The sequence below is a fragment of the Paracoccus wurundjeri genome, from assembly GCF_030678915.1.
In the GTDB taxonomy this organism is placed as follows: Bacteria; Pseudomonadota; Alphaproteobacteria; order Rhodobacterales; family Rhodobacteraceae; genus Paracoccus; species Paracoccus onubensis_A.
In genome coordinates this window covers 20,304-42,929 of the sequence record NZ_JAUUTZ010000009.1, presented here as the reverse complement: position 1 = coordinate 42,929, position 22,626 = coordinate 20,304, and the positions used below count along the sequence as shown (strand labels likewise).

Below are 22,626 nucleotides of genomic sequence, written 5' to 3'. Positions count from 1 at the left end.
GATCTTGGCCGGGGAAATCCCGAGATCGTCGCCCGCCAGTCCGTGCGAGCTTTTGTCCAGCGGAGGATGTGGGTGATGCCGCTTCCGATCAACTGTAACGGATTTGCTTTCGCAATGTGAAAATCTCCCTGAGCAGCGATATGCGACACCGTCAGTTTCCCGCCGCGGAAAAGGCTATCCACGGCAGAAAATCGCCCGTTTCATGGCGTTTCACGATAGTTTCATCGATTGCCATCGCCCACTTCCACAGGGCAAAACGCATGTCAGCTTGGGAAGGTGGCGTTCAGTTCGGCCAATGCGCGGGCATCCAGAGGCCGGGTCGGCCGGTCGCCAAGGATGAAGAACAGCTTCGCTGTCTCTTCCAGTTCCTCATAGGTATAGATCGCCTGTTCCAGCGACTTCGCCGACACGATGGGGCCGTGATTGGCCAGCAGCATGGAATGCGCGTTCCGGGCGGTCTTGCGGACCGCATCGGCAAGCGCCCGGTCGCCGGGCCGGTAGTAATCGACCAATGGCAACTTACCCACACGCATGGCGTGATAGGCCGTCAATGGCGGCAACACGTCATCGGTGCAATCATGGCACATGCATGAGACGGCCACCGCATAGGTCGAATGCAGATGCACCACGGCACCGGTCCGGGGCCGCTCTTCATACATGGCAAGGTGGAAGAACGCCTCTTTCGACGGCGGGTCTCCGTCCAGCAATTCACCCTCCGCAGATACCCGCGAAACCTGATCGGGATGCAGCAACCCAAGACAGCTATTCGTCGGCGTCACCAGAATACTGCCGTCAGCCAGCCGCGCCGACAGGTTTCCGGCGCTGCCATGCGCAAGCTGACGGTTGTACAGCAATGCGCCCAACCGGACGATCCTGCTGCGCAGATCGGCTTCCTCACTCATGCGCGTGCCCCCGCCAGCATGTTTGTGGCCTTGCTGAAGAAATCCTGTTGCCCGAAATTCCCGGATTTCAGTGCCAGCGCCGCGTCACGCCGCGCCGAGATCAGGATGGGAACCCCCGGATCGATCTCGGGGCCGATCATCACTTCGCCCAGATCCAGCGCCTGCGCCACCGCGCCCGAGGTCTCGCCCCCCGCCACGACCAGCCGCTTGCCGCCCCGATCCAGAAATGCCTGCGCCGTGGATGCAAACAGCCTGTCCAGCGCGTTCGAGACATTCTCGCGCCCATAACGTTCCTGCGCCGCCCGCACCTCCTCCGGCGTGGCCGAGGAATAGGCCAGCGGCGCCCTGCCGGTATGCTCCAGCAGGAATGACAGCAATTGCGGGATGCCGATCTCGCCGGTCATCACCTGATCGACAGGGATCGGCAGAACGGGATGGCCCTTCGCATGACGATCCACCTGCCCGCGCGTCGCGCCCGAACAGCTTCCGGCAAGGATGGCTTCGGGGCCGTCTATCCCGGCGAACCCGCCTCCGTGATATCCGCGCGCCTGACCCGTGGCGATGAAATTCGCAGGCAGGCCCAATGCCACGCCAGATCCGCCCGTGACCAGCGGCGCCCCCGCACAGGCCCGCCCGATGATCGCCAGATCCGTGTCGTCCACGGCGTCCACCACGACCAGCTGCCGCCCGTCCTGCACCAGGGACTGCCGTAAAGCGTCTGCACCCTGGCGGACGGTATTCAATGGTATCAGTCCGACGCCGCCGGTGACCTGAAGCGACAGCCAGCGGCGGATATCGGCATCGGTCATCGGCGTCAGCGGGTGGTTTTGCATCCCGGATTCGTTCAGTAGCCGGTCATGGACAAACAGATGCCCCTGATAGATCGTGCGGCCCGCCTTTGGGAATGCGGGACAGACAACCACCCCGTCAACCCCCAGCTCCGCCGCCAATGCCTGCGCGACCGGCCCGATATTGCCTTCGGGCGTGGAATCGAAGGTCGAGCAATATTTGAACACGATCTGCCGGCAGCCCTGCGCTTTCAGCCAGCGCAGCGCTTCAAGCGACTGCGCCACGGCATCCGCTTTCGGCACGGACCGGCTTTTCAGAGAGATCACCCCAGCCTCGACCGCAGGACCCGCATCGTAATCGGGGATGCCCATATATTGCGATGTGACCAACCCGCCGGTTTCGCCATCGCCGCAGGCAATGGTATTGGCGATGTCGCTGGCACCGGTGAAATCGTCGGCGATAACCCCCAGAAGCATGGATTACCCCGCCACCAGTTCGCGCATCCGCGTAACCGCCGCATCGGGTGCGGTAAACACCGGGACGCTGACCGCCGCGCGCACCTTTTCCGCCGCGCGAGAGGTCGAGAAATGCGCCAGCATGATCGCATCGCGATCCGCCAGACCGGGAGCCATGTCGCCCACCAGACGGTTATGGGTCTCGGCATCACCCTTGCGCAGAATATCGATGGCGTCCGGCACGACGATCGTGTCCAGCTTGCTGTCGGCACCTGCCTGCGCCGCAAATTCGGCAAACTCGGCCTCCATCGTCGGAACCGAGGGCGCGAATGTCGCCAGCATACCGATGCGTTTGCCCTGCCGGATCGCGGCCCGGAACATCGCCTCGTTCGGCTTCAGCACCGGCACCGGCAGCGTCTCGATCATGCGATCGATGGCGGGCCCGAAGGCCGAGCAGGTGACAAGGATCCCGTCGGCACCGGCGCGGCAGGCATAGCGGCCAAGATCCACGAAACGCTCGATCAGGATCTCGGACAATTCGTCGCCTTCTCGCGCCCGGTCGATGGTCAGACCGTCATCCAGCAGATTGACCGCCTCAGCCTCTGGCCATAGCCGCGCCATCGAGGCTTTGATTGGTTCCATCGCGACCGGCGTGGCGTGGAACAGAACGATACGGGGCGAGCGTGACATGGCGAACTCCGGTTCAGGCGGCGGGTTGAGCGGCGACAAGGGAATCAAGGCCACCATCCCGATAGGCCCGTTGCGATTGCGGCGATTTCAGGTGATCAAGGAAAGCACGGGCATTCGCAGCATTCGGGGCATCCGCAAAGATGGCACAAGCGAAATCGGTTGTCTGCTGCAATGCCTCGGGGAACGGACCGACAATCTCGACGCCCTTCACAAGCATCAGCTCACTGATTTGCTGCACAGCAAGATCCGCCTCTCCCGAGACCAGTTTCTCGGCGGTGAAGCCCGCCTGAATGGGCGTGGCCCGGTCCAGCACATCCGTCATTCCGCGATCCTGCAGAATTTTGCGAAAATGGATACCGCTGGCACCCGCCAGCGAATAGGCGATACTGCGTGCGGCACGGATCGCGTCAAGAAAATCCTCGGCGGTGTCGATTGCCGGATGCGCGGCACCCGCCAGCACGCCCAGCCCGAACCGTGCCCGCGCAAGCGGAGTGATCGAGCCGGCTTCGATGATGCCTTCCGCCTCCAGCGCTTCAAGCTGACGTTCGATCATGATGATCGCATCGGCCCGCTTTCCCTGCCGGATCTCCTGAACCAGTACGGTTGTCGGCGACCATTGTACGCTGGTGTCGATCCCCTTCTCCTGCCACGCGGGCAGGATATCGCGCTTGAACGCAAGTTCCACCGCAAGGGTGCTCATGATCTGCAAATTCCCGGGCATCCGGTTTCCTCCATCCCTTTAGCGGTACTGAACGAACTCGGGGCCGCCAGCAGCTTGCGCATATTGGACGAAGCCTGCGCGCGACCGTCAATGAAAGCGGACCCGGTTTCACAGTGTGAAAACGCGCCGCCATCTGGCAGGCTGAGACAGCCCGGATCATCCATGATCGTATAGCTTTCTGAGGCGACGAATCCATGAAGGAATCAGTATCAATGATCTGATTCAAAATAGATTATGTTATTTTCAATATTATAGAAAAATATTCCATATTATTCACTGATTCTCGGCGCGAGCCACCATTCCCGCCCCTTGCATATCGACGCCACGGCGGCTAATTCAATGACATGTCATCAATTTCACCGGCCAAAGCGACCAAAGCGGAACCGCAGGCAGATCCCTCTGCCCGGTTCGGTCGCCTTCTGGGAGGCGTCTTCCGAAAATGGCGCCGTTATATAGATGACGAGTTTCGCGCCGTCGGCTTCACCGATGCGACCCGCAGCCCGCTGATTGCGCTTTACGATCATAATCAGCCGATGCGCCAACGGGATCTTGCCACCCAGCTTGGCCTTGATCCGTCCGCACTGGTTCGTGTCATCCAGCTTTTGATCGAGCGCGATCTTGTCACCTCTGCGACCGACCCCGAGGACAAGCGCACGAAACGCATCTCGCTTACGGTGGAAGGGCGGCGCTGGGCGGAATTCATCATCGCCAAAAGCATGGAGGCCGAACGGAAATTCCTCGCCTCCGTCTCAGGCAAGGAAATTGCCGCCATGCGTTCGGTACTTGTCAGGATTTCGGCAAATATTCCGGATGGATGATCCAGCCCGCCATGCATTCCTGCCCCAGCATCCTCGAATGTCGCTCCGCCCGAAAAATACCCCTGCCTGTGTCCCGACACCGATCACATGACCACCACGCCCACGGATAAACCCCCGCACGCCTCACTTGCGCTTCTGGTACTGATCGCTTTCAGCGGCACGCTGGCGATGCATATCTTCGTGCCCGCGCTGCCTCAGGCTGCTCTGGCCCTGCATACGGACAGCCAGACCATCCAGTTGACGGTCACCGTTTATATCCTTGGTCTGGCGCTTGGGCAGTTGATCTACGGCCCGTTATCGGATGCGATAGGACGGCGCCCCGCGGTTCTTGGCGCGTTGTGCATCTATTGCACCGGGGCGATCGCATCCTATCTTGCCACGGGAATCGAGTTCCTGATTGCCGCGCGCTTCCTGCAGGCTTTGGGCGGTGCGGGCGGGCTGGCACTGACCCGCGTCATCGTGGCCGACACAAGCAAGGGCATAAGCACCACGCGCAGCATCGCCATCCTGAACCTGATCCTGCTTCTTGGCCCCGGTCTGGCGCCCGTGATCGGCGCCGAGATCGCCGGTCTGTTCGGGTGGCGGACGATTTTCGGGGCGCTGGCGCTTATGGGATTGATAACCATCGCACTCGCGATCCGATATCTGCCCGAAACCGCCGCCCCAAGCGGAACGCTGAACGCCACGCGCATCTACACGACATTTCGGGATCTTCTTGCCGGGAAAGCCTTTTTCAGGGCCATAACCGGCGGAGCATTCGGATCGACGGCGTGCTATGCCTATTTCGTCTCTGCACCGTTCATCCTGACTTCCGAAATGGGTCTGAGCGTTCAGGCGGTCGGGTATTGCGTCGGAAGCACGCTTGCGGCGGCGGCGGCCGGCTCACTGCTGACCCGTTCCATGGTGGGGCGCGTAAGGGACCGCCTGATCCTAAGAAGCTTTTCCGTCATCGGAGTTCTTGCGGGGCTGGCATTCCTGATCGGCGCGATCACCGACATGCTGACACCGGTTTCCGTCGTCACCATAAGCCTGATTATCCTTTTCGCCGCCGGAGGTCTGGGGCCGGTCGCGATCGGCACCACGCTTCGGCTGGCCGGCAGCAATGTGGGATCCGCCTCGGGGCTTTATGGCTGCTTCCAGATGCTGAGCGGCGTGATCTGCAGTTTCGCGGCAGGGTTGTTCACAGACCATGCGCTTGGCTGCGGATTGGTCTTGTTCCTCGCCTATCTGTTCTGCGTCATTCAATTCATCCGCCTTAAGGAACAATAGCAGCCAGGGCCGACGACATGACATCTTTGGTCCCGTTCGGTCTCTGATGGTTTTATCCTGACTTCGAATGCCGGAACATGTGGCCGCGCAACTCATCAATCCGGTTCCCCGGCGAACGCTGGTTCCGGGCTATCCCGCCGACCGGCCCGCGATTCATCCGGCTCACAATCCGCTTGCTGCAGATCAGATGAAACCGCCCTGCGGCGAAAGCGGTCGCAGGATGCAGGGCAGTTCGATGCGGTCCGACGGATTGCCTTCCGCCGAGGAGACGATCTGGAATAACCGGGTCAGCATCGCCGGGACGTCCTGTTCCGCCATGCCGACATTCTGCGGCAGAAGTGCCGCGAACGGGTCCCAGTCGAAACAGCCCAGCCGGACACGGTCCATCGCGACATTGCCAGTCAGCCAGCGGACCACGCCTTCCATGGAAATCGTCGAATTCACGAAAATGCCGCATGATTGCGTGAATTCGCGGCCTTCCAGCGCGGCGAAAGCCTTGTCCGGCGAATAACCCGGCATCAGGATGCGGTCTTCGGACAGGGTCAGTCCCGCCTCCTGATGGGCGGTGCGGAAACCGCGCAGCCGTTCCATCGTATTGTGATCATGCGAACGCCCGCCAATGAACCATAACGGCGGCACGGCGCCGAAATCCTGCCCTGTGCGGGTTATGATCAACCGTGTCAGATCGCGCGCGCCGCCGAAATTATCCGAAAGAACCGACGGTGCCTTGCTGCCCGGCAGATCCAGATTGATCGTCCGCACCCCCGCCGCCGCGCAGAATTCGGCGATACGGTCGGGATCCGTCGCCCCGGTCACCACCAGCGTCTCGGCCTGATACGAGACCAGTTCGCGAGCCGCCTCGAATTCCAGTTCCGGATCGCGCTGCGTGCAGGTCACGACCGGGAACAGATCGCGCGCGCGGGCCATTTCCTCGAATTTCTCGGCAATGGCACCGAAATAACGGTTGTCGTATTTGGGAACGATCATGCCGATGATATGCGACCGCTCTCGCCGCAGCATGCTGGCCTGAAGATTGACGGCATAGCCCTGTTCCGCCGCGATCTTCATGACCTTTTCGGCGGTCCGCGAACTGATTCGGCGCTTCTTCCACGTTCCGTTCAGGATCGAACTCACGGCGCTGGGGCTGGAGCCCGCGATCTGCGCCAGATCGTAGATGGTTGGCCGCCTTGATGAATTTCCGCCGTTCCCGGCCATATTGCTGCCCCGTCAGACTGGCCGATATGGCCGGAAGACTTGCATCTTGACAGCAAACCGCAATTTGCACAATGTTGCTAAATCGATTGAGCGTGCATGCTCTATCGGTTGTGCTAGTGGGAAGAACTGGTCAGGAAATTGCTGAAAGCGGCGTGAATCCCGCTTCTGCGGGATGCCCGTTCCGCCGGGCTGCCCCTGTTGGGGCATGTGACAATTGGAGGAGACTCGAGATGAAGAAACGATATTCGATCGCCGCCGCTTCGGCGCTGGTGACGGGCCTTTTGAGCACCGCCGCGCTGGCCCAGGAAGCGGCGACCGTCGCATTCCTGATGCCGGATCAGGCCTCGACGCGATATGAAGAGCATGATTTCCCGGGCTTCAAGGCCGCCATGGATGAACTGTGCCCGGATTGCACCGTGGTTTACCAGAACGCCAATGCCGATGCCTCGTTGCAGCAGCAGCAGATCAACTCGGTCATCGCGCAAGGGGCGAAGATCGTGGTTTTGGATCCGGTCGACAGTTCGGCGGCCGCCGGGTTGGTGCAGATCGCCCAAAGCCAGGACGTGAAGATCATCGCCTATGACCGCCCGATTCCGGATGTTCCGGCCGATTATTATGTGTCCTTCGACAACGAGGGCATCGGCGAGGCCATCGCCCAGTCGCTGGTTGATCACCTGAAGGCCGAAGGCGTCGAGGCAGGCGCGGGCGTTCTGCAAATCAACGGTTCGCCCACCGATGCAGCAGCCGGGCTGATCCGCGACGGGATCGATTCCGCGCTGGACGGATCGGAATACGAGACTTTGGCCGAATATGACACGCCCGACTGGGCACCGCCCAAGGCGCAGGAATGGGCCGCTGGCCAGATCACCCGCTTTGGCGATGAGATCACCGGCATCGTCGCCGCCAATGACGGTACCGCAGGCGGCGCCATTGCCGCATTGAAGGCCGCCGGGGTCGATCCGGTGCCGCCGGTCACCGGCAATGACGCGACCATCGCGGCGCTGCAACTGATCATCGCGGGCGATCAGTACAACACCATCTCGAAACCGTCCGAGATCGTGGCCCGCGCCGCCGCCGAAGTCGTCGCCACCTTCCTGAAAGGTGAGACGCCCGAGGCCAAGACGACGCTGTACGACACGCCTTCCGAACTGTTCGTGCCTGCCGTGGTCACGCGCGAAAACATCAAGGCCGAGATCTTCGACAAGGGCATCCAGACGCCCGAAGAAGTCTGTACGGCGGAATATGCAGATGCCTGCAAGGAATTGGGTATTCTGGAATAGGTCCGGCAACTCTGCATCCTGCGAAACGGAACCCCAAGAACACGGTGCGCGCTCATCCCGCGCGCACCCGCATTCCGGGAGGAAATCGAATGACCAGCCAGACAACGGCGCAAGAGCCGATCCTGAAACTGCGCGGCGTCTCCAAGCAGTTCGGCGCGGTCTCGGCGCTTAGCGATATCGAACTGGACATCCATGCAGGCGAGGTCGTCGCGCTTGTGGGCGATAACGGTGCCGGTAAATCGACGCTGGTCAAAGTGCTGGCCGGTGTTCATCAGCCCACGGCGGGCAGCATTGAATTCATGGGCAAACCCGTGACGCTGGACAGTCCCGGCACCGCGCTGGAAATGGGCATCGCCACGGTCTTTCAGGATCTGGCGCTTTGCGAAAACCTCGATGTGGTCGCGAATCTGTTTCTGGGCCATGAAATCGGTCCCTGGGCACTGGACGAGGTGCAGATGGAGGTTCGCGCCTGGACATTGCTGCAGGAACTGGCTGCCCGTATCCCCTCGGTCCGCGAACCGATCGCCTCACTGTCGGGCGGGCAGCGTCAGACCGTCGCTATTGCCCGGTCGCTGCTGCTGGACCCGAAAATCATCATGCTGGACGAACCCACCGCCGCGCTTGGCGTGGCGCAGACCGCCGAGGTGCTGAACCTGATCGAACGGGTGCGCGACCGGGGTCACGGCGTCGTCCTGATCTCGCATAATATGGAGGATGTGCGCGCCGTCGCCGACCGCATCGTGGTGCTGCGCCTTGGCCGCAATAATGGCGTGTTCACGCAGGAAACCACACATGAGGAACTGGTCGCCGCAATTACCGGCGCGTCCGAAAATTCCGTGTCGCGCCGCCGTGCGCGCAAGCTGGAAGAGGTGAAGCAATGACCATGCCCGATCCCAAGACCTCGCCTGCTCTCGATCGCTCGGACAGCCGCGTCCGCCATGACGAGGGCATCGCCGGTGCCATCCGCGCCTTTATCGACCGCGTTCGTTCCGGTGATCTGGGAATGCTGCCGGTGGCCGTGGGACTGGTGCTGATCGCGGTGGTCTTCACTTCGCTGAACCCGGTCTTTCTGGCCCCGAACAACCTTGTGAACCTGTTATTCGACGCCGCCGCCATCGGCTGCATCTCGCTGGGCATCGTCTGCGTGCTGATGCTTGGCCAGATCGACCTTTCGGTCGGCTCGATGAGCGGTCTTGCCTCGGCGATGGTTGGCGTGCTGTGGATCAATATGGGCCTGCCGGTCGTGGTGGCCATTCTTGCCGCATTGTCTGCGGGCGCAGTTATGGGGCTGATCTACGGGATGTTGCTGAACCGTTTCGGCATGCCGAGCTTCGTCTCGACACTGGCCGGGCTTCTGGCGATGCTGGGGATGCAGCTTTACATCCTTGGGCCAACCGGCTCGATCAACCTTAGCTATAGCTCGCCGCTGGTCCGGTTCGGTCAGGTCATGATCATGCCCGCGTGGCTAAGTTATGTTCTGGCGGTGGTGCCGGGGATTGTCATGCTGGCGCAGGGATTGCGCACCATGCGATTGCGGGCTGCGGCAAATCTGTCGAATGCCGGGATCAGCGTATTGATTGCCAAGACCGCAATGCTAACGGCGGCGCTGCTGATTGCAGTCATCTATCTGAATCAGGGACGCGGCGTGCCCTATATGTTCGGGCTGTTCGTCCTGCTGGTCGTAATCATGAATTATGCGCTTACCCGCACCAAATGGGGCCGCTCGATGTTCGCGGTCGGCGGAAACACCGAAGCAGCGCGGCGTTCCGGGATCAATGTGAACCGGATCCGGCTGTCGGCCTTCATGCTGTGTTCGACACTGGCCGCATTGGGCGGTGTGCTGTCGGCAGCACGGCTGGCATCCTCCAGTCAGCAAGCGGGGACCGGCGACGTGAACCTGAACGCTATCGCCGCGGCGGTGATCGGCGGCACCTCGCTGTTCGGCGGGCGGGGATCGGCCTGGTCGGCATTGCTGGGCATTCTGGTGATTCAGGCGATTTCCAACGGCCTGACGCTGCTGAACCTCAGTTCCTCGCTGCGCTATATGATCACCGGCGCGGTGCTGGCCATCGCCGTTGTCGTCGACTCGCTTGCCCGGCAATCCCGCGCCAGCCACGGCCGCGCATAAGGAGAAATCATCATGAGCGAAGAATTGAAAGGCAAGGTGGCTGCGGTCACGGGCGCCGCCTCGGGGATCGGGCTTGCCTGCGCGAAAGCCATGCTGTCCGAGGGCGCGACCGTCGTCCTGATCGACCGGGCCGAAGACAAACTGACCGCGCTGTGCGAGGAACTGGGACCAAAAGCGAAGCCGCTGGTGCTTGACCTGATGGATGGCGCGCAGATCGATGGCATGGCGGATAAGATCGGCAGGATCGCCGGACCGCTGGACATTCTGCACGCAAATGCCGGGGCCTATGTCGGCGGAGCAGCGGCCGAGGGCGATCCCGACCAGTGGGACCGCATGCTGCATCTGAATATCAATGCGGCTTTCCGCTGTGTGCGGGCGGTGCTGCCCGGCATGATCGAGCGCAAGACCGGCGACGTGATCTTCACCTCATCCGTGGCAGGCGTCGTTCCGGTCGTGTGGGAGCCGATCTATACCGCCTCGAAATTCGCCGTGCAGGCATTTCTGCACGCGACGCGGCGGCAGGTGTCGCAGCACGGCATCCGCATGGGCGCGGTGCTGCCCGGTCCGGTCGTCACCGCGCTGTTGGACGACTGGCCCAAGGCCAAGATGGAAGAGGCGCTGGCTAACGGCTCGCTGATGCAACCTGAAGTGGTCGCGCATGCGGTGCTGTTCATGCTGACCCGTCCGCGCGGTGTGGTGATCCGCGATCTCGTCATCCTGCCCAACAGCGTCGATCTGTAAGCGCAACCGGAGGAAGCCATGACGAAGCAAGGGTTTTTCCTGGGCGTCGATGTCGGATCGGGCAGCGCGCGGGCCGGAATTTTTGATACCGCCGGACACATGCTGGCCGTGGCCAAGCGCGATATCACGATCTGGCGCGAGGGCGCGGATGTCGTCGAGCAATCCAGCGAAGATATCTGGTCCGCCGTCTGCGCCTCCACCCGCGAGGCGCTGGGCAATGCCGGGATCGATCCGGCCGATGTCAGGGGGATCGGTTTCGACGCGACCTGTTCGCTTGTCGTGCTGGGAGAAGGCGGCACGGCTTTGACCGTCAGCCAGTCGGGCGATCCGCAGCGGAATATCATCGTCTGGATGGACCACCGCGCCATTCAGCAGGCCGAACGGATCAACGCCACTGGCCATCCGGTGCTGCGCTATGTCGGCGGCGTGATCTCGCCCGAGATGGAGACACCCAAGCTGTTATGGCTGAAAGAGAACCTTCCGGATACCTATGCCAATGCATGGCAATTCCTGGATCTCGCCGATTTCCTGACATGGCGGGCAACCGGCGATCTTTCCCGTTCTGCCTGCACCGTGACCTGCAAATGGACCTATCTGGCGCATGAGAACCGCTGGGATCCCGATTATTTCCACCGGATCGGCCTGAATGAACTGGCGGATGAGGATTTCGCCCGGATCGGACAGAATGTCGTCGCGCCCGGCACCGCCTTGGGGCGGGGCCTGTCGGAACAGGCAGCGAAGGATCTTGGCCTCATGCCCGGCACGGCGGTCGCGGCGGGGCTGATCGACGCCCATGCCGGGGGGATCGGCACCGTGGGCGTTCAGGGTACGCCGCAATCGAACCTCGCCTATGTCTTCGGCACCTCGTCCTGCACCATGACCTCGACGGATGGGCCGGTCTTCGTTCCGGGTGTCTGGGGGCCCTATTATCAGGCGATGGTGCCGGGCATGTGGCTGAACGAGGGTGGGCAATCCGCAGCCGGGGCGGCGATGGATCAGCTTTTGTCATTCCACCCGGCCGCCGCCGAAGCAGAGAAGGCGGCACAGGACGCGGGCCAATCCCTGCCGGTCTGGCTGGCCGAACGTGCGGCGGCGGCGGTCTCACCTTCGGAGGCCATCATGCTTGCCGGAGGGCTGCATGTCGTTCCGGAATTTCTGGGCAACCGCGCGCCTTTCGGCGATCCCCATGCCCGCGCGATCATCGCCGGGCTTGGCATGGAGCGCGACATCGACAATCTTGTCGCGCTTTATATCGCCGGGCTTTCCGGCATCGGCTATGGCCTGCGCCAGATCATCGAAGCCCAGGACCGCGCCGGAGCCTCGGTCGAGCGGATCGTCATCTCGGGCGGAGCGGGGCAATCGCCGCTGGTGCGTCAGCTTATTGCGGATGCGGCGGGCAAGCCGCTGGTCTCGGTGCAGGCGGAAGAGCCGGTGCTTGCCGGTTCCGCCATCCTTGGCGCCGTCGCAGCCGGAGTTTACGCCACGATGCCAGAGGCAATGAAAAGCATGTCGGCAAGATCATCCGAATATATGCCTTCCGCCGAAACCGGAACGCTTCATCAAAGGCGCTATGACGCATTCTGCGCCTTGCAGAATGTCGGCAGGTCGTTTGGATGAATAGCCCGCCGCATTCTGAGCCAGTTTCATCCCGGCCGGGATAAAGCGGAACCGACAGAGCAGGCGGCATGAGTTTCTGCGAGGGCAAAACCCGGTCCCCCATCAAAGCATATCGCGCCTGCCCGGCATCTCTCCTTCCCTTCTTCTTTGTCCAAATACCTCGGGGGTCCGGGGGCTGGCCCCCGGCCATCGCGGGACGCAAGTGACCGGCGTTTTCGATTCAACAACGCCCCACCCGAGACTGAAAAGTCAGGCGGCAAGTATTTCGTCCGTAGGCCCGAAGAATTCATAATGAATGCGATCCGGCGACACATTCGCGCCGATCAGGCTGGAAACGTAATGCCGAAGGAACGGTCTGGGACCGCAGAGGAAAATATCCGCCTCATTCAGCGGCAGTTCGGATTTCAGCCAGTCCACAGAGATATATCCCTCATATGCGGCATCGGCCGGCTCCATCCGTTCGTAGAAGGTCGCGATCTCGGTATTGCCATGCTGCCGCGCAAGCTGGCGGATATGGGCAGCAAGGGCATGGCTATGGCGATCTGTCGTACCGTGAATGAAATAGGCGGGCAGCGCTTTATGCTTATCGGCGATTTCCTCAAGCATGCTGACCATCGGCGTAAGCCCGACACCACCCGAAAGCAGCACAACCGGCCGATCGGGAACCTCGCGAAGGTAGAAATCGCCCGCCGGTGCGGTCAACTCGAAAATGCTGCCAATTGCGGCCCGGTCATGCAGGAATCGTGACGCTTCCCCGTCCGGCTCGCGCTTGACGGTGATCCGGTAGTGATCGTTATTCGGCCCGCAGGAAATCGAATAATTCCTGATCACGCCTTTCAGCCCCGCCGTGTCGAAGCGAAGGGTCAGATATTGTCCCGGCCTGTGCCGGATGACCGGCGCGCCATCTTCGGGACGCAGCGTGAAGGACATGATCTGGTCGCTTTCAGCCCGCCTTTCTGTGATGGCAAAATGGCGCCATCCGGTCCACCCCCCGGTCTGCGCTTCGATTTCCTCGCGAATGCCGGCCTCGCGTCCCTTCAGGATATCCGCGAGGAACCAATAGGCCTCACCCCAGGCAGCAAGAATTTCCGGCGTCGCGGCGTCGCCAAGCACCTCTTCAATGGCGCCAAGCAGCGCAGTCGCGACATAGGGATAATGCTCGGGCAGGATCGCATAACCGACATGCTTCTGCGCGATCCGTTCGACCGCCGATGCAAGCGCCCCCGGATTGTCGATATTCTGCGCATAAGCCAGAACGGCATTCGCCAGCGCGAAACGCTGCGCGCCGCTTTTCTGGTTCGCCTGGTTGAAAAGGCGCGCGATATGCTCGTCCTCGAACAGACGTCGATACATGACCTCGGTGATCGTCGCACCATGCTCGGCGATGGCCGGCACGGTGGCCTTCACGACAGCGACGGTTTCAGCGGAAAGATGGTTCGACATGGAGAGCTTCCTTATACATGTATATTTTCTGCATCTTATATGCGATCATATACATGTAGATAAAATGCATGTAATGTGACAAAATGAAGCTGACCCGCTATACAGATTACGCATTGCGCCTGATGACACATCTGGCCGCCCGCCCGGACGAGCTTTCCTCGATCCGGGAGATTGCGCATGCTCATGCCATCTCGCAGAACCATCTGATGAAGGTCGTCAACGACCTGTCCCGCGCGGGCTTTATCGAGACCGTTCGCGGAAGACATGGCGGCGTCAGGCTGGGCAGACCTGCCGGGGAAGTCACCATAGGCGAGATCGTCCGGCATACCGAAGGACATGCTGCGCTTGTCGAATGCGCCGGCTGCGTGATCGCACCTGCCTGCACCCTGCCACGAATCCTGGCAGAGGCAGCCGAGGCTTTCATGCAGTCGCTGGATCGGTATCCACTTTCCGATCTGGTGCGTTCGCGGGAGATCCTTGATCTGATCCTGAAATCCCTTGCCGGTCAGGATGCGGATAAGGTCGCATAGGTCAGGGCCTATTGACCGCAGTCCCGGCATTTCCTGTTCCGGCAGACTGCCCGATATTGCGGCCATTCAGGAACCGCCGGCAGAAGCTTTGCGGCATCTTGCGGCGCTTGGCATGAAAAATCTGTGAATTTCAGCCAGAAGGCCTCATAAATGACCAAGAGGGAACCTATCCCGGCCATCCAGGGTCCGGATATGACTGACGGCAAAAAGGAGTGATCAATTGCAATCCATCATCATGGCCCTCATCATGGGTCTTCTGGGCGGGCCAGCCATTGCATTGGTATTTCGCATGCAGCATCTGCAGGCGGCCCATCAAAAGCGGAAAGAGGATTTTATGGCGGGCAAGGGCCGTGATCCCGACACCGCGCCTTTCGGTCCGCACAAGTCATTCACGCAGAACGCAATCCTGTTCGGACTGATATTCGCGGCAATCGGATTCTTTATCGGGACGCTTGCCTGACCTGCCGCCCGGCAGCAACTTGTCCGGGCAGGCGGGGTTCACCGGCCTTTCGCCGTTTTTTGGCGTCAGTTAACGATGAAGCGCATGGATCATTGCCAGACCGCCATAAGCAGCGGCAGGCTTATCAGCGACAGCACGGTCGAGATCAGGATCACCCGTCCCGTAAGCAATGCTTCCCGCTCGTGAAACTCTGCCAGCATGAACGGGCCCGTGCCGGTTGGCAGTGCCGCAAGCAGAACCGCGGCCTGCGCCATCAGGGGCGGCAGACCCAGAACCGGCACCGCCACGACCCAGGTGACAAGCGGCTGCCCGACCAGCTTCAGACCAATCAACGCGGCCTGCACCCCGCCACCCGCACGCGGGCGACGGCCTGAATTCTGGGCCAGAAACAGGCCAAGCACGACCAACGCGCAAGGAGGCGCCGCCCCTCCCAGCAATGCAAGATAGGTGTCAAGCGCCGGTGGCATGGCGATTCCGCTGATCATGAAGATCGCGCCCAGCAATGGCGCCACCAGCAGCGGGTTCTTCACCAGCGACAGAAACGTCCTGCGGGCGATGTCACGCCGCCGCGCCGCGCTTTGCAGGGCGCTTTCGATCAGGATGATCGCGACAGAGAAAAGAATACAGGCGGTGATGATGGTTGCGATCAGCGTCGCCGCCAGCCCCTCGGGGCCCATGATTGCGGCGATCAGCGGAAAGCCCATGAAACCCACATTGGCATATCCCGAATTCAGCCCGTCGATCGCGGCATCCGCCAGATGACTTCCCTGCCTCAGCCGCAGCGCCAGGGTCGCGGCGAAGACCACAGCACAACCGGTCATGAAGGCGGCGATGAAGCCGGGTTGCCAGATCGCGGCGGGATCGGCATTGGCCATGATATCGAACAGCATCGCCGGAAGAGCAAGATAGACCACCAGCCGGTTGACCTCGCGCGTTGCGCCGGGACCAAGCGCACCAAGCCGCGATGTGATCCAGCCGGTGAAAATCAATGCAAAGATGGGCAGAACGATGGCGATATTCGATAGCATGAAATGGCGGCCTTCTGGAAAAAACGGATGCCTTCTACGTAGCCGCCCCGGTCAGGACAATCCATCTTGGCTGGCACCCTCTGGCGAAGCCCGGCCTTCATGCAGGAAATCAGATGGTGTGGCACGGGCAATGACGAACGACCCCCGGCGTTTTTACAGGGATCGCGGCCTTCGGGCAATGGACGCCCGCCGCCACAAGATCAGGTCACAGCGGCACGAATGCCGAAACGCGCATCCCGCCATTCGCCGCCGCGCAGAATGTCTTCAAGAATGTCGACCGCATGCCACAGATCGGCATAGCTGGTATAAAGCGGCGTGAAGCCAAAGCGCATGGTCGAGGGCGCGCGGAAATCGCCGATGACGCCCCGCGCGATCAATGCCTGCATGATCTCATAGGCATTCGGATGGCCGAACGAAACCTGACTGCCGCGCCTGACGCCATCGCGCGGACTCTCAAGTTCCAGCCCGTGACCCGCGCATTTTCCTTCGACAAGCGCGATGAAAAGATCGGTGAGGCGCAGGCTTTTTTCCCGCAGCGCGGTCATGTCGACCTCGTCCCAGATATCCAGCGCACCTTTCAACGCGCGAAGCGAAAGGATCGGTTGCGTGCCGCACAGAAAGCGCCGGATTCCTTCGCCCGCAGCATAGCGCTGTTCGAAAGCGAAGGGCCGGGCATGGCCCCACCACCCGCTGAGCGGCTGGCGAATGTCACCGTGATGTCGTGCGGCGGCATAGATGAAAGCAGGCGCGCCGGGGCCGCCATTCAGATATTTATAGGTGCAGCCGACGGCGAAATCGACATTCGCGCCGTCAAGCCCGACCGGCAGCGCCCCCGCGCTGTGACAGAGATCCCAGATGATTAGCGCGCCATTCGCGTGGGCCATCCGCGTCAGCTTCGCCATGTCGCGCAGCTCACCGGTCTTGTAGTTGACATGGTTGACCAGAACCACCGCAACATCGTCGTCGATCAGATCTTCGATATCTGACGCATCCACGCCTTCAAGGCGCAGCGAGGCATCTTCGCGCGTCGAAACCACGCCCTCTGCCATATAGATATCGGTTGGAAAGCTGCCGCCTTCAGAGACGATCACCGACCGATCCGGCCGCAGGGCAAGCGCGGCATGCAGCAGCTTGTAGATATTGATCGAGGTCGTGTCGCAGACAACCGTCTGACCGGCGGCAGCGCCGATAAGACGCCCGACGCGATCCCCAAGATCAAGCGGCATGTCGAACCAGCCCGCGGTATTCCAGCTGCGGATAAGCTCCTGCCCCCATTCCTCTGTCGCCGCTTTCTGCAATTCTGCGAAAGCGGCGGCCGAGGCGGCCCCAAGGGAATTGCCGTCAAGATAGATGACGCCCCGCGGCAGCACGAAACGCGCGCGCATGGGGCGCAACGGATCGGCGGCATCCATAGCCTCGATTGCAGCGAGATCGGGAAATACAGACATGAGGCGGTCCTTGCCAAGCGTATCACTGCCTTGATGACAACCGATATCGGCCTGACGATCAACGCCTTTTCACGGCCTCTTACGGATCACCGGCATGATGACACGGCATTCGCGCTGCCAAAGGCAAGGCCATTCCTTATGGCAGATGCCGACATGCCCTGTATTCCATTACACCCGATCCCTGTGACCAGCTCTGGTTTGAGAGCATTTTGCCCTTCATCAAACCCGCGCCCGCTGCTTCTTCTTTGTCCAAATACCTCGGGGGTGGCCGGCGGGTCGCGCCATTGCTTCAAGAGACCAGCCGGCGACGGGCAGCGCCCCCGGCCATCGCGGGGGCAATCCGCTCTACCCCAAAAGCCTGTCGCAAAAGAGTTTTCCGATCTCGGGGAAAACCGTTGGATGGTCTTCGCAAATACCCTTGCCCTGAGTCATCAGGCACAGAATGACCGGCGCCTTGCCCGGCAGGGCGATCCTGATCAGATCGTGCTTGTAATAAGAGGCCATATCGTCGCCAGTCCAGCTGTTCTTTCCTGCCTTGCTCCACAGGGTGGCCTCGGCAGGGGTGCCGCCGCCAAGATAGGTCTTGACCTGAAAATGGGGAAGTTCCGCCTCGGCGCTGCTGCGGTCGCGCAGCAGGATATTCTGCGCCCGCCCGCGGGCAGCGGCGGACAAGGGCACGTCACCGGCGAAGATTTCAAAAAAGATGCGCGCGGCGGCAATCGGGGTCAGGGCGTTCAGGTTCTGGCCTGACGGGCCTGCATATTGCGCCTCGCGCCCATAGCGGATGTCGTCCATCAGCTTCTGGGTGATATTGCATCGCACGAAATCGGGCGCGAATTCCGGCCAGCCGGCGGTTGTGAAAAAGCGGTTCAGCTCATCGCGCCGGTTGCGCCAGTCATCGAAATCCGCGCCGGACAGCATCGTATCGCCGGTCGTTCCGGTCAGCATGTCGATCACGTAATTGGTGCCGGTATTCGACGACCACAGGATCATGTCACGCATGGCGCGGGACAACTCGTCATGATCTTCGACCCGGCCCGCATCGATCGCGTGCAGGACGTGAATCAGATGGAACACCTTCACCAGACTGCACGGATAGCAGCGCCAGTCTCCGCGATAGGCGAAACCGTCGGGCATCTGGCCCGCGCCATTCTCGCGCAGCGCCACGAAGCCGAAATTGTCGGGACGCAGCCCCTTTTCGGCAAAACGGTCGACCAGTTCCGCCGCGATGGGTTCACAGCGTCCGGACCAGTCCGGGTCGGTTCTGAAGAGCATCTTGGTGACTTTCATGAGGGGAGTGACGTTAATCGGAGGGGATGGCCTTCCAGCAGCGAACGCCCCCCGCCCGGCCAAGCGGAAGCATCTCCTGCGGATTTTGACAGGCGGTCTCGGCAAACGGGCAGCGGGTGGCGAAACGGCAGCCGCGCGGGATAGCGAACGGATCGGGGATTTCGCCGGTGATGGGCTCGGCCAGCGATTGCGCATGCCGCACATCCGGCACGGCCGCGATCAACGCCCTTGTATAGGGATGGCGGGGATCGCCGAACAAATCCTGACTGTCCTGCAATTCCACGATTTCGCCCAGATACATGACAGCAACCCGGTCGCAGAGATAGCGAACCACGTTCATGTCATGCGAGATGAAGATAATCGTCAGCCCCTTCTCGCGGTTCAGCCGTTTCAGCAGATTGATGATCTGCGCCTGAACCGAGGCATCAAGCGCCGAGACGGGTTCATCCGCCACAAGGATTTCAGGATCCGGACACAGGGCGCGGGCAATCGAAACGCGCTGCCGCTGCCCGCCCGACAAGGCATGCGGGAATTTCAGGGCGGTTTCAGGATCAAGACTGACTTCTGCAAGAATCTCGGCAACCCGCGCTGCCCGCCTGGCACGGGGCAGTTTCGGGAAGTAATGGGCGACGACCTCTTCTAGCTGCGCTCCGATGGTCATGCGCGGGTTCAGCGAGGAATAGGGATCCTGAAACACCATCTGAAGCCTGCCTGCCGGATCGGGGCCGGCAAGGGGCCTGCCGTCGAAAACGACCTGTCCGCCATCGCTTTGCTGAAGCCCGACGCCGATGCGGGCCAGCGTGCTTTTGCCGCAACCGCTTTCACCGACGATGCCAAGAATATCCCCCGGGCTGACCCGCAGATCAACGCCGCGCACGGCGTGCAGATAGATCCTGTCCCGCCGCGCCACGATGTCAAGCAATCCGCGCTTGACCGGAAACCGGCGCTCGACCCTTTGGAAATCAAGCTGCGCCATGGGCGACCTCGTTCAGAATGCAGGCATCCACATGCCCGCTAGACACACCATCGCGCGCATGCAGCGGTGGCGGCGGACCAATCGCGCAGTCCGGCTGCGCAAGCTTGCAGCGCGGCGCAAAGCGGCAACCGGGCGGGGGCGAGATCAGGCTTGGCGGCGCGCCCTCGATCGGGGTCAGGGCCTGTTCGCGACCGACCTGTCCGGGCAAGGCAGCAAGCAGGGCCTGCGTATAGGGATGGGACGGGGAATCCAGCACCTCGCGCACCGGGCCGGTTTCAACGACGCGCCCCGCATACATGACCGCCATCCGGTCGCAGATCTGAGAGACGACGCCCAGATCATGGGTGATCAGGATGATCGAGGTCCCCAACCTGTCGCGGCGCTCTTTCAGCAGCCGCAGGATCTGGTCCTGAACGGTGACATCCAAAGCCGTGGTCGGTTCATCCGCGATGATCAGCCGTGGCCGCAAGGCCAGCGCCATTGCGATGACCACGCGCTGTCGCAGCCCGCCCGACAATTCATGCGGATAGGAGTCCAGCCGTCGTTCGGGCGAGGTGATATGCACATCCCTCAGCAATTGCAGCGCCGCCGCGCGGGCCTTGGCGCGGGTGATGTTCTGGTGGCGACGAATGACCTCGGTGATCTGCCTGCCGATCTTCATTGTCGGATTCAGGGCAGTCAGCGGATCCTGGAAGATGAAGGCGACGTCCCTCCCCCTGACCTGTGCAAGCTGTCGCTCATGAAGCGCCGCCAGATCGCCCACCCCATCCAGCAGGATCCGCCCACCAGCGATCCGGGCCGGCGCGCCGCCGAACAACCGCAGGATCGCGCGACAGGTGGCGGATTTTCCGCAACCGGATTCGCCTACGATGCCGAAAATCTCGCCGGGCTGGACGTCGAAGCTGACGCCATCCACAGCGCGGGCAATGCCCGAAGGGCTGTCGAATTCTGCAACCAGATCATGGATACTCAGCAGGCTCATTGCTTATCCCTTTGGCTTCAGAGCAGTCGAGAGCCCCTCGCCCAGAAGAGCGAAGGCGATCCCGATCCAGACAATGGCTAGTCCGGGAAACACAGTCATCCACGGAGCGTCGCGCATATAGTCGATGCTTTCGACAATCAGCAGCCCCCATTCCGGCGCAGGCGGCTGCACCCCAAGGCCGAAAAAGGACATGGCGGCGACGGCCTGAACGGTCAGCACCACATCCGACATCGAATAGACCAGCGCCGGCGTGATCGCGTTCGGCAGGATATGCCGCAATGTCACCCGCAGCTTGCCAAATCGCAGAACGCGGGTCGCCTCGATGAATTCCAGCCGCGAGATCAGCAATGTCTCGCCGCGGATGATCCGCGCATAGCCGATCCAGTTCACGAGGAAGAAGGCGATATACAGATTCGTCTCGCTTGGCCCCAGCACACCGACAATGGCCAGCACCAGCACATAGAACGGAAACGCCCAGACGATATCCGTCAGTCGCATAAGCGCCGCGTCGATCCTGCCGCCCAGATAGCCGGCGACAAGGCCGATCAACACGCCGATGGCCATGGGCCCGAAAACACAGATCAGGGCCAGCCGCATATCATAGACCGCGCCCGCCATGACCCGGGTGAAAATGTCCCGTCCGAAATTGTCGGTGCCGAACCAATGCGCGGCCGAGGGTGGCTGCATCGCATTCGCGAAATCCAGCGCAAAGGGATCATAGGGCGACAGAAAGGGTGTCAGCACGGTCGAGGCGATCGTGATGATCAGCATGATCAGCCCGACGGAACCCGACACCGTGCGCAGAAGGTTTCGCAGCACGCGCATCATTCACTCCAGCCGGATGCGCGGATCGGCCAGCGCATAGCAGATATCGGCAATCAGGTTCACGGTCACCACCAGGATGGCGAAGAACACCGTCAGCCCCCGGATAACCGGCAGATCGCGCGAAACGATAGAGTCGATCAGCAGACTGCCAAGGCCCGGAACCGAGAATATCTTTTCGACGACGACGGTGCCGCCGATGATCCAGCTTACCCGGACGCCGATGATCGAAATCGTGGAAATCAGGCTGTTCGGCAGAATATGCCGCAAGAACACCTCGTATCCCCGCAGCCCCTTGGCCCGGGCGGTGTCGACGTAATCCGCCTTCATCGCGTCGATCAGGGCGGCGCGCAGGCTTTGCTGGATAAGCGCGGCGGTCGACAGCCCGACCACCAGCGAGGGCAGGAACAGACGATAGAGATTTTCGAAGAACCCCGTGCCCACGCCGCCGGTCGGGAACATTCCCAGGTTAAGCGCCAGCCACAGGATCAGCACATAGCAAAGCCAGAAAGGCGGCAGCGCGATCAGGACGACAAAAATCTGCCGGATCGCCACGTCCAGAAAGCGCCCGCGATTGGCCGCGGCCAGGATCGCGAATGGCAAGGCGATCACAAGGGCGATTACCGTCGAATAAAGGACGATCGCCAAAGTATATGGCAATCTGTCGGCAACAAGGGTGATAATCGGCTGCTTGTGGAAAATCGAGACGCCGAAGCTGCCGGTCACGCAATCGCGCAGGAAGTAGAAATATTGCACCCAGATCGGCTTATCCAGACCCCATAGCTCGCGCATCGCCTGCAGGTCTTCCGCACTGGCGCGCGAACCCATCGCCCGCGATGCCGGATCTCCGGGCATGATTTGCAATAACAGGAAGCTGATCAGCGTGATCCCGATCAGGACCGGGATCAGCATCAGCAGGCGTTTTAGAATGGCGAGGAACATGGGCTCTCGTCAGGCTACTGGCCGCGAATGGGCCGATTGCATTGCGATGGCGAGGTTGGGTCCCTGTAAGGCAGGGACCC

22 protein-coding genes are annotated in these 22,626 nt (G+C 61.4%); 9 read left to right on the top strand and 13 right to left on the bottom strand.

Annotated features, from left to right (window positions below):
• Positions 1-263: 263 nt before the first annotated feature.
• The 4 genes from otnC to Q0601_RS10705 are packed head-to-tail and all read right to left on the bottom strand — an operon-like array spanning position 264 to position 3,557.
• Positions 264-902, bottom strand: a complete 639-nt coding sequence (gene otnC, locus Q0601_RS10720) for a 3-oxo-tetronate 4-phosphate decarboxylase (RefSeq protein ID WP_305289824.1) — start codon at positions 900-902, stop codon at positions 264-266.
• Positions 899-2,167, bottom strand: coding sequence for a 3-oxo-tetronate kinase (gene otnK, locus Q0601_RS10715; protein ID WP_305289823.1), 1,269 nt, complete (start codon positions 2,165-2,167; stop codon positions 899-901). Before otnK ends, otnC begins: the two co-directional genes overlap by 4 nt.
• A gap of 3 nt (positions 2,168-2,170) precedes the next feature.
• The gene (locus tag Q0601_RS10710) at positions 2,171-2,836 is read right to left on the bottom strand and encodes an aspartate/glutamate racemase family protein (protein ID WP_305289822.1); all 666 of its coding nucleotides are present in this window, start codon (positions 2,834-2,836) and stop codon (positions 2,171-2,173) included.
• A 13-nt stretch (positions 2,837-2,849) separates the two neighbouring features.
• The gene (locus tag Q0601_RS10705; protein ID WP_305289821.1) at positions 2,850-3,557 is read right to left on the bottom strand and encodes a molybdate ABC transporter substrate-binding protein; all 708 of its coding nucleotides are present in this window, start codon (positions 3,555-3,557) and stop codon (positions 2,850-2,852) included.
• Positions 3,558-3,901: 344 nt separating this feature from the next.
• Here Q0601_RS10705 and Q0601_RS10700 point away from each other — a divergent pair, with 344 nt between their 5' ends.
• Both Q0601_RS10700 and Q0601_RS10695 read left to right on the top strand, forming a co-directional pair.
• Positions 3,902-4,375 carry a MarR family winged helix-turn-helix transcriptional regulator gene (locus tag Q0601_RS10700; RefSeq protein WP_305289820.1) on the top strand — a complete coding sequence of 158 codons (474 nt, stop codon included), beginning with the start codon at positions 3,902-3,904 and terminating at the stop codon, positions 4,373-4,375.
• Between the two features lie 87 nt (positions 4,376-4,462).
• Positions 4,463-5,644 (top strand): Bcr/CflA family efflux MFS transporter, encoded by a 1,182-nt coding sequence (locus tag Q0601_RS10695; protein ID WP_305289819.1) that lies wholly within the window; start codon positions 4,463-4,465, stop codon positions 5,642-5,644.
• Positions 5,645-5,827: 183 nt separating this feature from the next.
• On the opposite strand, the gene Q0601_RS10690 is transcribed toward Q0601_RS10695, so the two are convergent.
• Positions 5,828-6,859, bottom strand: coding sequence for a LacI family DNA-binding transcriptional regulator (locus Q0601_RS10690; RefSeq protein WP_305289818.1), 1,032 nt, complete (start codon positions 6,857-6,859; stop codon positions 5,828-5,830).
• Between the two features lie 230 nt (positions 6,860-7,089).
• Here Q0601_RS10690 and Q0601_RS10685 point away from each other — a divergent pair, with 230 nt between their 5' ends.
• The 5 genes from Q0601_RS10685 (at position 7,090) to Q0601_RS10665 (ending at position 12,625) form a co-directional block, all read left to right on the top strand.
• Positions 7,090-8,139 carry an ABC transporter substrate-binding protein gene (locus Q0601_RS10685; RefSeq protein WP_305289817.1) on the top strand — a complete coding sequence of 350 codons (1,050 nt, stop codon included), beginning with the start codon at positions 7,090-7,092 and terminating at the stop codon, positions 8,137-8,139.
• Positions 8,140-8,228: 89 nt separating this feature from the next.
• A complete protein-coding gene (locus Q0601_RS10680) occupies positions 8,229-9,020 on the top strand; it encodes an ATP-binding cassette domain-containing protein (RefSeq protein WP_305289816.1) in 792 nt (263 codons plus the stop codon).
• The gene (locus Q0601_RS10675; RefSeq protein WP_305289815.1) at positions 9,017-10,267 is read left to right on the top strand and encodes a sugar ABC transporter permease; all 1,251 of its coding nucleotides are present in this window, start codon (positions 9,017-9,019) and stop codon (positions 10,265-10,267) included. The genes Q0601_RS10680 and Q0601_RS10675 overlap by 4 nt, the downstream gene beginning before the upstream one ends.
• A gap of 12 nt (positions 10,268-10,279) precedes the next feature.
• The gene (locus Q0601_RS10670) at positions 10,280-11,008 is read left to right on the top strand and encodes an SDR family oxidoreductase (protein WP_305289814.1); all 729 of its coding nucleotides are present in this window, start codon (positions 10,280-10,282) and stop codon (positions 11,006-11,008) included.
• A gap of 18 nt (positions 11,009-11,026) precedes the next feature.
• Entirely contained in the window at positions 11,027-12,625 is a 1,599-nt protein-coding gene (locus Q0601_RS10665) for an FGGY-family carbohydrate kinase (protein WP_305289813.1), read from the top strand.
• A 249-nt stretch (positions 12,626-12,874) separates the two neighbouring features.
• Here the strand turns inward: Q0601_RS10665 and hmpA are convergent, their stop codons facing one another.
• Complete coding sequence (gene hmpA, locus Q0601_RS10660) at positions 12,875-14,068, bottom strand: NO-inducible flavohemoprotein (protein ID WP_305289812.1); 1,194 nt, start codon at positions 14,066-14,068, stop codon at positions 12,875-12,877.
• 83 nt (positions 14,069-14,151) lie between these two features.
• Here hmpA and Q0601_RS10655 point away from each other — a divergent pair, with 83 nt between their 5' ends.
• Both Q0601_RS10655 and Q0601_RS10650 read left to right on the top strand, forming a co-directional pair.
• Entirely contained in the window at positions 14,152-14,598 is a 447-nt protein-coding gene (locus tag Q0601_RS10655; protein WP_305289811.1) for an Rrf2 family transcriptional regulator, read from the top strand.
• 220 nt (positions 14,599-14,818) lie between these two features.
• Positions 14,819-15,058 (top strand): hypothetical protein, encoded by a 240-nt coding sequence (locus Q0601_RS10650; RefSeq protein WP_305289810.1) that lies wholly within the window; start codon positions 14,819-14,821, stop codon positions 15,056-15,058.
• Between the two features lie 89 nt (positions 15,059-15,147).
• On the opposite strand, the gene Q0601_RS10645 is transcribed toward Q0601_RS10650, so the two are convergent.
• From Q0601_RS10645 to Q0601_RS10615, 7 genes are all read right to left on the bottom strand, one after another.
• Positions 15,148-16,086 carry an AEC family transporter gene (locus Q0601_RS10645; protein WP_305289809.1) on the bottom strand — a complete coding sequence of 313 codons (939 nt, stop codon included), beginning with the start codon at positions 16,084-16,086 and terminating at the stop codon, positions 15,148-15,150.
• Between the two features lie 200 nt (positions 16,087-16,286).
• A complete protein-coding gene (gene kynU / locus Q0601_RS10640; protein ID WP_441848174.1) occupies positions 16,287-17,498 on the bottom strand; it encodes a kynureninase in 1,212 nt (403 codons plus the stop codon).
• Positions 17,499-17,879: 381 nt separating this feature from the next.
• The gene (locus Q0601_RS10635) at positions 17,880-18,809 is read right to left on the bottom strand and encodes a serine hydrolase (RefSeq protein WP_305289807.1); all 930 of its coding nucleotides are present in this window, start codon (positions 18,807-18,809) and stop codon (positions 17,880-17,882) included.
• A 28-nt stretch (positions 18,810-18,837) separates the two neighbouring features.
• Positions 18,838-19,800 carry an ABC transporter ATP-binding protein gene (locus tag Q0601_RS10630; protein ID WP_305289806.1) on the bottom strand — a complete coding sequence of 321 codons (963 nt, stop codon included), beginning with the start codon at positions 19,798-19,800 and terminating at the stop codon, positions 18,838-18,840.
• The gene (locus Q0601_RS10625; protein WP_305289805.1) at positions 19,787-20,782 is read right to left on the bottom strand and encodes an ABC transporter ATP-binding protein; all 996 of its coding nucleotides are present in this window, start codon (positions 20,780-20,782) and stop codon (positions 19,787-19,789) included. Before Q0601_RS10625 ends, Q0601_RS10630 begins: the two co-directional genes overlap by 14 nt.
• Before the next feature lie 3 nt (positions 20,783-20,785).
• The gene (locus Q0601_RS10620) at positions 20,786-21,607 is read right to left on the bottom strand and encodes an ABC transporter permease (RefSeq protein ID WP_305289804.1); all 822 of its coding nucleotides are present in this window, start codon (positions 21,605-21,607) and stop codon (positions 20,786-20,788) included.
• 3 nt (positions 21,608-21,610) lie between these two features.
• The gene (locus Q0601_RS10615; protein ID WP_305289803.1) at positions 21,611-22,546 is read right to left on the bottom strand and encodes an ABC transporter permease; all 936 of its coding nucleotides are present in this window, start codon (positions 22,544-22,546) and stop codon (positions 21,611-21,613) included.
• Positions 22,547-22,626: the final 80 nt, after the last annotated feature.